General features: G+C 37.9%; 6 protein-coding genes. 5 read left to right on the top strand and 1 reads right to left on the bottom strand.

What is annotated here, in order from left to right; all coding sequences use genetic code 11:
- The first annotated feature begins 919 nt into the window (after nt 1-919).
- From ACIQYG_RS26660 to ACIQYG_RS26640, 5 genes are all read left to right on the top strand, one after another.
- On the top strand, nt 920-2,122 hold the full coding sequence (locus ACIQYG_RS26660) for an MFS transporter (protein ID WP_402844539.1): 1,203 nt from the start codon (nt 920-922) through the stop codon (nt 2,120-2,122).
- 66 nt (nt 2,123-2,188) lie between these two features.
- Nucleotides 2,189-2,950 (top strand): type I 3-dehydroquinate dehydratase, encoded by a 762-nt coding sequence (gene aroD / locus ACIQYG_RS26655; RefSeq protein WP_402844536.1) that lies wholly within the window; start codon nt 2,189-2,191, stop codon nt 2,948-2,950.
- A gap of 77 nt (nt 2,951-3,027) precedes the next feature.
- Nucleotides 3,028-3,912 carry a shikimate dehydrogenase gene (locus ACIQYG_RS26650; RefSeq protein WP_095396114.1) on the top strand — a complete coding sequence of 295 codons (885 nt, stop codon included), beginning with the start codon at nt 3,028-3,030 and terminating at the stop codon, nt 3,910-3,912.
- Between the two features lie 267 nt (nt 3,913-4,179).
- Nucleotides 4,180-5,388 carry an MFS transporter gene (locus ACIQYG_RS26645; protein WP_402844532.1) on the top strand — a complete coding sequence of 403 codons (1,209 nt, stop codon included), beginning with the start codon at nt 4,180-4,182 and terminating at the stop codon, nt 5,386-5,388.
- A gap of 223 nt (nt 5,389-5,611) precedes the next feature.
- Nucleotides 5,612-6,625, top strand: coding sequence for a LacI family DNA-binding transcriptional regulator (locus tag ACIQYG_RS26640; RefSeq protein ID WP_402844530.1), 1,014 nt, complete (start codon nt 5,612-5,614; stop codon nt 6,623-6,625).
- A gap of 121 nt (nt 6,626-6,746) precedes the next feature.
- On the opposite strand, the gene ACIQYG_RS26635 is transcribed toward ACIQYG_RS26640, so the two are convergent.
- Nucleotides 6,747-7,304, bottom strand: coding sequence for a shikimate kinase (locus ACIQYG_RS26635; RefSeq protein WP_402844527.1), 558 nt, complete (start codon nt 7,302-7,304; stop codon nt 6,747-6,749).
- Nucleotides 7,305-7,848 lie beyond the last annotated feature (544 nt).

Genomic DNA, 7,848 nt, shown 5'->3' with positions numbered 1-7,848 from the left:
TTCAGCGCCGATGGTAGTTGGGGGTTTCCCCCTGTGAGAGTAGGACGCCGCCAAGCCATTTAAAAAGATCAGCCATCCGGCTGGTCTTTTTTTGCGTTAAGAACAAATTATGAAGCCCTGTTAATTATATATGAAAGTTGTTATATCACCATGAGGGGCTGAAATCGAAAAGTGTTTATCATTTTAAATTTAGATCGTTTTGACCATCCTAAACTTAGGATATAAGCGACATATTATTGCAGCCTTACTTGGACATTGGGTTATTAAAATCGATTGAATAACTGGATAATTGGATTTAAATAAGCAGAAGTATATATATTTTAGCTAAAAAGAAATTTATTCAGAAATTGGTAACTAAAAAAGTGGGGGATATCATAATAGAAGGAAGCCCTCATAATAGGATAAAATAATTTGTGCCACTGCAAATAAAAGGTATTCTTCATCTTGTATGAACAGTAATAAATTCAAGGTATGGCTGAACTTTTAAGGTAAATGAGATCCAAAATGAGCACTTCGGAATTTAAAAATAATGAGTATGAGGAATCGCGCTATAGTTATTAAGGGCTGCTTCATGGGTTTGACACAATTAAATTAGCGCAGTATAATAATTCAGTAGAACGATATACTAAATAAATTTAACTAATTATCGTTAGCATAAGTGTTAATTCAAATACTTTTCTAATCGCTTAAAGTGTTAGTAGAACGATATACCAATTGGTTATTGGTAGAACGATATATTAGTCATGCTGAGTTAGTAGAACGATGTACTAACTTAAGCCGGTTTACCTAATGAAGTTTATTATTTTATTTAGTACGTAATTATGTTTCTTAAATTTATGGTATGGGGCAAGGGGGCAACTTCTGAAAGGCTTAAGAATCAAATTGCATTTCGATAATTTTTTTAATAGGGGTGTGTTTCATGAAAAATCCATTTATAAAAATGGCCACAGGTTTATATATTAGCTATTTTATTTTAGGCATGATCAATATTATCATTGGGTCAAATATGGAAAATTTGTCTAATCAATTAAATACAAGTGCCTCGGGGATAAGTTACTTGGTCTCTGCCATAGGAATCGGTAAGTTAGTTTCTTTGTTTTTCGCCGGTAGACTGTCGGATAAATTAGGAAGGAAACCATTTGTTGTTTCTGCATCTTTTATCTACCTGATTTTCCTCATAGGTATACCATTAGCTCCTAACTATACATTGGCATTTATATTTGCTGTATGTGCTGGTATTGCCAATTCATTTTTGGATGCAGGTACGTATCCAGCTCTTATTGAGGCTTTTCAAAAGAAAGCTGGTTCAGCTACCGTATTAATAAAAGCGTTCGTTTCGGTCGGTGCCGCACTTCTTCCATTTATCATGGCGTTCTTTATAGCTAGAGATATGTTTTACGGGTATACATTCTTCTTAATGGCTGCTGTTTATCTTGTTAATGGATTTTTCCTGCTTAAGGTTTCATTCCCGGATCATAAAGCTCAGAGCCAAACTCAAAATGATGAACAAGCTGTGCCGGTTCAACACCAATTCCTCTCAAAACCGAAGTTTGCTCAGGAAGGTCTGGCCGTCATACTATTAGGCTTCACATCAACTGCATTATTCATGCTGGTTCAAGTCTGGCTCCCGAACTTCGGACAAGATGTATTGGGGCTGACCCAAGCTAAGGCTGTTCAGTTGCTTAGTTATTACAGCATTGGCTCCCTTGTTTCTGTCATATTACTAGCAGTTCTATTGAATAAAGTAATTAAGCCCATTACCGTCATGATTATCTATCCGGTCATTGCAGCATTATCATTATTGTCACTCATTTACATCCAGCAACCATTTATAACCGTTTTGAGCGCTTTCTTCATAGGGCTTTCAACTGCAGGCGTGTTCCAATTAGCTATGACAATAATCACGGAATTCTTCCCTGCCAATAAAGGGACGATTACTTCATATGTAAACATTGCAGGTAGTTCAGCCTTTATCATCATACCTTTCGTTACAGGTATCATTTCCAAGAGTGCTGGGTTAACTGAGGTCTTCTTGTTTGATGTGGCAATTGCGGTAGTTAGTATTTTATTGGCCGTATTCGTTGCCTATCGATACAAAAAGGTAATTAAGGTTTCCAATTAAACGGTCTAACCGAACATCAGTGTGGCATGAACCCCACTGATGATAATGAAAAAGGGGGAAACATCCATGCAAACAATCACGATCAAAGACGTAACGATCGGAGAAGGGGTTCCAAAAATCATCGTTCCACTAATGGGGACAACTGAAGAAGAACTGCTTAAAGAAGTTGAAACGGTAAATGCGCTACGGCCGGATATCATTGAATGGAGAGTAGATGTCTTTGAACAAGTCGAAAGCTTAGAAGCTGTTTCGGATATGATTTCAAAACTTAGAAGTGCTGTTCCCGGCACTTTGCTGCTTTTCACTTTTAGAAGCCATAAAGAGGGCGGAAACAAGGAAATCAGCGATGATTATTATTTCCAACTTCTTCATACAGCAATTAAAACGAAGAATATTGATCTTGTCGATGTGGAGTTGTTTTTTGAGGAATCATCAGTGAAGGAGACTGTGAAGGTAGCTGAGGAAAATGGCGTATACGTAGTGATGTGTAACCATGATTTCGATAAGACACCAGCAAAAGAAGAAATCATTTACCGATTGCGTAAAATGCAGGAATTTGGGGCCCATATTCCAAAAATCGCTGTAATGCCCCAAACGGTTGGTGACTTACTCGTTTTATTGGATGCAACTTACACGATGAAAACAAAGTATTCCGATCGCCCATTCATTACGATGTCAATGTCGGGAACAGGCCTGGTCAGTCGATTATCAGGTGCGGTGTTTGGATCTGCTTGTACATTCGGTGCCGGAAAAGAAGCATCTGCACCAGGACAAATTCCTGTCACTCAATTAAGAGATGTATTGGAAATCATTGATCAAAATATTTAACTCATAATTCTTTCCAAGAAGGAATTCTTTCCAAGAAGGAATTTATATAATGTTTAAAAAACCAGGGGGAATAGATCATGGAAAATCTAGGAAGAATCAATGGGAAAACAGAATTAGTAGGATTGCTGGCAACACCTATCGGACATTCTTTATCACCTGCCATGCATAATTTAGCTTTCGATAAATTAGGCTTGAATTGCGCCTATTTAGCATTTGAGGTTGGAAATGAAGAGCTGGAAGATGCAGTCAAAGGGATGCGTGCATTAAATGTAAAAGGATTTAACGTATCCATGCCTAATAAAATGAAGATCCTTCCATATCTTGATGAATTGGCGGACAGTGCTAAATTCTCTGGGGCCGTTAATACAGTCGTCAATGTCGATGGAAAGTTCGTAGGGCACAGCACCGATGGAATGGGATATACCCGGAACCTAAAAGAACATGGTATTGATATTAAAGGCAAGAAAATGACTCTTATCGGTTCTGGTGGGGCTGCTACTCCAATTGCCATTCAATCTGCGCTGGAAGGTGTGGCGGAAATCAGCATTTTTGCTCGTGATGATGCTTTCTTCCCGCAAGCAGAAGAGAATGTACGAATCATCAATGAAGATATGAAGCATTTAAATGTGAAAGCCAATGTATACCCTCTTGAAAATGTTGAACAATTAAAGGCTGAAATCGCAACTAGTGATATTTTGGCAAATGGAACCGGCGTTGGCATGAAACCACTTGAAGGCTTAAGTGTCATTCAAGACGAATCAATGCTGCGTCCAGATTTAATCGTAACCGATGTTGTTTACATCCCACGAAAATCTAAATTAATGGAACAAGCTGAGGCTGTGGGTGCTACAGCCATTAATGGTCTTGGGATGATGCTTTGGCAAGGTGCATTGGCCTTTGAATTATGGACAGGCCAACAAATGCCTGTTGATTACATCAAAGAGCAATTGTTTGCAGAATAAAAAGATTCCACTCTGGAGATTTTCTCCAAATAGAGGTTTTTTTCATACTCATTGCATCTTTCGATAAATGATTACAAAAATTGAGTGCAGAAACCTCGGAGCTAAGAAATGCAGGGAGTGAAATCCCTTGTTTTTCTTAGCGTTTTTTTTTGAAAAGTGGTTTTCATCTAAATGGATAACATAAAGGGGAGGCTTCAATGTAATTATATTGTGCATTAAAGTGTTCTATGGGAGAAACACAACGTGATTTATTATAGGGGTGTAATAATGAAAAATCAGTATTTTAAAGCGGCATCTGGTATGTATATTAACTATTTTCTGCTGGGGATGGTTAATATAATTCTCGCGTCAAACATGCCCTCTTTAACAGAACAATGGGGCACGGACTCTACTGGCATTAGTTATCTTATTGCAGCAATAGGAATAGGCAGATTACTCACGTATGGTCTCACTGGAGTATTATCAGATAAATTTGGAAGAAAGCCATTAATCATTGTCTCTTCGGTTATAATGGGAGTTTTTTTAATTGGGATTCCATTTTCCCCCACATATGAAATGGCCTTTGTATTTGCATTACTTGCGGGAATTTCCAACTCAGCCATGGATGCTGGTACATATCCGGCGCTAACTGAAATGTTTCCTGAATCCGCTGGTTCCGCAAGTGTTATGGTTAAGGCTTTTGGTTCGCTTGGTGCTACCATCCTGCCATTCATCATCTTGTTTCTTACTACGAACCAATTATTTTACGGGTTTGCATTTTTATTACCGGCTGTCATCTATTTCATGAATATGTTTTTGGTTTTGTCCGCTTCATTTCCAAAAAGCAAAACCGATGCTGTCAGTCAAGAGGAGGATTTGCAGAGTAACAGGTTCATAACTGAACCTAAATTTTGGATCGAAGGAGTGGCACTGATCATAATTGGGTTTACATCAACTGCGTTATTTACAGTTTCGCAAATCTGGTTACCGAGTTTCGGCCAGGAAGTCGCAGGGATGCCATCTGCAAGTGCAATTAAATTATTGAGTTACTATAGTGTTGGATCACTGATTTCCGTCCTGCTATTATCCATCTTATTAAACAAATGGATTAAGCCCGTGACGGTGATATTGCTTTATCCAATGATTACCTTAATTACGGTAATCATCATATTAACGATTCATTCACCTATTGTCTTAAGTATTAGCTCCTTTTTCCTTGGAGCCTCGACAGCTGGGATATTTCAATTAACCATTGCGATAATGACTGAACTTTTCTGGAGAAAAAAAGGAACTGTAACAGGGATCGTTGCGACAGCATCCAGTTTGGCGAGCGTCATTTTACCAATTGCAACGGGCTTGATCGCTAAGAGTGGGGATATATCGCATATATTTCTTTTTGATTGCTTTATTGCTACCATAGGAATCCTGGCTGCAGCTTTTGTATATTACCGGTATAAAAAATTGACACAGCACCAGACCATATTTAACCATGGCTAAATATAAAGGATTTACTTAAAACTCCATCTAACTAGAATAAGGAGGGTGTTTTTTTTGGGGCTTATGAATTTTGGATATAGGTGTTTTGGAGTGAGTATTAATCAATGGCATACCCATGTTCCAAAAGCAAGGGTGTAATAATGACAGTAACTATATTATTATTATAGTAAGAACATGATAATAATAAGTACATCAAAAATACATTCAAGATGGTGATTGAACTATGAAACAATCCAAAAAAGGGCGGGTCACGCTGCAACAGGTAGCGAAACATGCTGGGGTATCCACATCCACTGCTTCCCTTATCGTTCGCAATAACCCTCGAATATCGGAAGCGACGCGAAAAAAGGTATTAAAATCCATGCATGAATTGGGTTATGTTTACGATAGAATTGCAGCGAACCTAAGGTCGCAGAGTTCAGATACTGTAGGAATCATTATTACCGACATATCAAATACCTTTTTTTCTGAATTCCTGATAGGGGTTCACGATGCATTGGATGAGGTCGGATATACAGTGTTGTTGGGGACTACTTTCGACTCGGTTGCCAAGCAAGATCATCTCCTTTCAACCATGATGGAACATAGGGTGGGTGGCCTGATACTTTGTCCTGTCTCTGAAAGCTCACAAGATACAATTGAACGGTTAAATGAAATTGACACGCCGATGGTGCTTGCTGTTAGGGAACTGCCTGGAGTGAATAGTGACTATGTAGGCATAGACTATCCAGAAGGAGCCAGAATCGCTGTTGATCACCTCCTTGGAAAGGGGCATAAAAGAATTGCGCTCCTTGGTGGCATCAAGGAATCTTCTACTTGGATCGAGAGAATGGAGGGATACCGTGAAGCTCTTTCAAGAGCTGGATTGGAAGTGGATGAATCGTTGGTGATAGATAGTGCCCCTACACGGGAAGGAGGGCTTGAGGCTGTTTTGAAAGTACTTGATAATCCCGATCCGCCTACCGCGATTTTTTGCTTTAGCGACTTAATTGCCTTCGGTGTTATGCAAGGATTAATGATGAAAGGAATTAATCCTGGAAAAGATATAGATATCGTAGGGTTCGATAACGTTCCAGTCGCAGAAATCTATCATCCTCCGCTAACGACCATTTCCTCATTCCCTAGACGTATTGGGAAAGAGGCGGCGAATCTCCTGTATCAGCAAATGGAGAAAATTGAACGTGAACAACAGCGAATCATATTGAATCCAGAACTGATTATTAGAGAGTCTTCCTAAAAAAGAAAAATAAAAAGGTGATTAGTTTACAGGAGGTTACGTATCCATACCGCTGTACCCTTTTCATCTTTTCTATTATTCTTTTATTGGGAACATTGATTACATATCAAAAAGTTTGGCCTTACTTAAGCGGTTCATAAATATCCCAGGCCACTTTCAATGAATCGACTATAAAGTCTGCCACTTCATCAACATCAAGATCATTGGTATTCACTTTTGAATGATGATAAGAGTATATTTCCTGTCTGGTGTAAAAGAGTTCTTCGATTTCCTCAAGGGACCGACTTTGTAAAACAGGTCTACTATCAATAAGCAAGCCTATTCTCTCTTTCCAGTATTCCCAAGACAAGTCCAGGTAAAAGACAATGCAATTGGATAAACAGATATTCCGTATATCCTCTTGTAAAAATGCCCCGCCTCCAACTGAAATGATTTTCAATTGTTGTTGACTAAAGCTTTCAATCACACTTTTTTCTTTTTCGCGAAAAGTTTTTTCCCCAAACTTCTTGAATATTTCCGTAGTGGGCATATTGAATTCCTTTTCAATTTCTTGATCTATATCAATAAAGTCCCTATATAATTTCCTTGCTACTTTCTGTCCGATCGTCGTTTTTCCTACCCCCATAAAGCCAATAAAAACGATACTTTGCATCCTCAAAGATGTGTTTTTATTAATCATTTATAAATCCCTCTCCCAACTATTTTTATAATGATTAAAAGTCTCTCCTGAAAATTTTAAAATATATTTATTATAGTACAAGAAAGTAAAATTGTAAAAAAATTTTTTAATATTTGGACAATGGAATCCCGTGAGTTAAATCAAACTATCCGAAAGGAGCAATCAGTTTTCAGTATTGGATTCATACATCTAAAGTTTCCTCATATTATCCAGTTGTTATTGCCATTACGATCACTTGCAGGCTTTATGATTTTGCCAAAGGCATTACTTAGTCGAAGGGGAGAGTATTTCAAACAGGGATTTGATTTAATGAAAATGGATGGGATAAATGATTGAATCATTTTTTTAAGCGGAAGCCAAGGTGAGAAAGGCACATTTATACCTCTAAATAATTAATTAAATCATTAAATAAGAAAATGCATGAAATGTGTTGACTTATTGGTAGGAAAGGATTAATATAAATAAGCACCAACTAAGACAAACGAAAAACTTCATCGCTTTTGGCTGATTGCTGAAAGAAATAATAACTATTGACTTCTTACTA

The organism is Peribacillus sp. NPDC096622, from assembly GCF_044762665.1.
Classification (GTDB): Bacteria; Bacillota; Bacilli; order Bacillales; family DSM-1321; genus Peribacillus; species Peribacillus frigoritolerans_B.
This window is presented reverse-complemented; position numbering and strand designations above follow the sequence as displayed.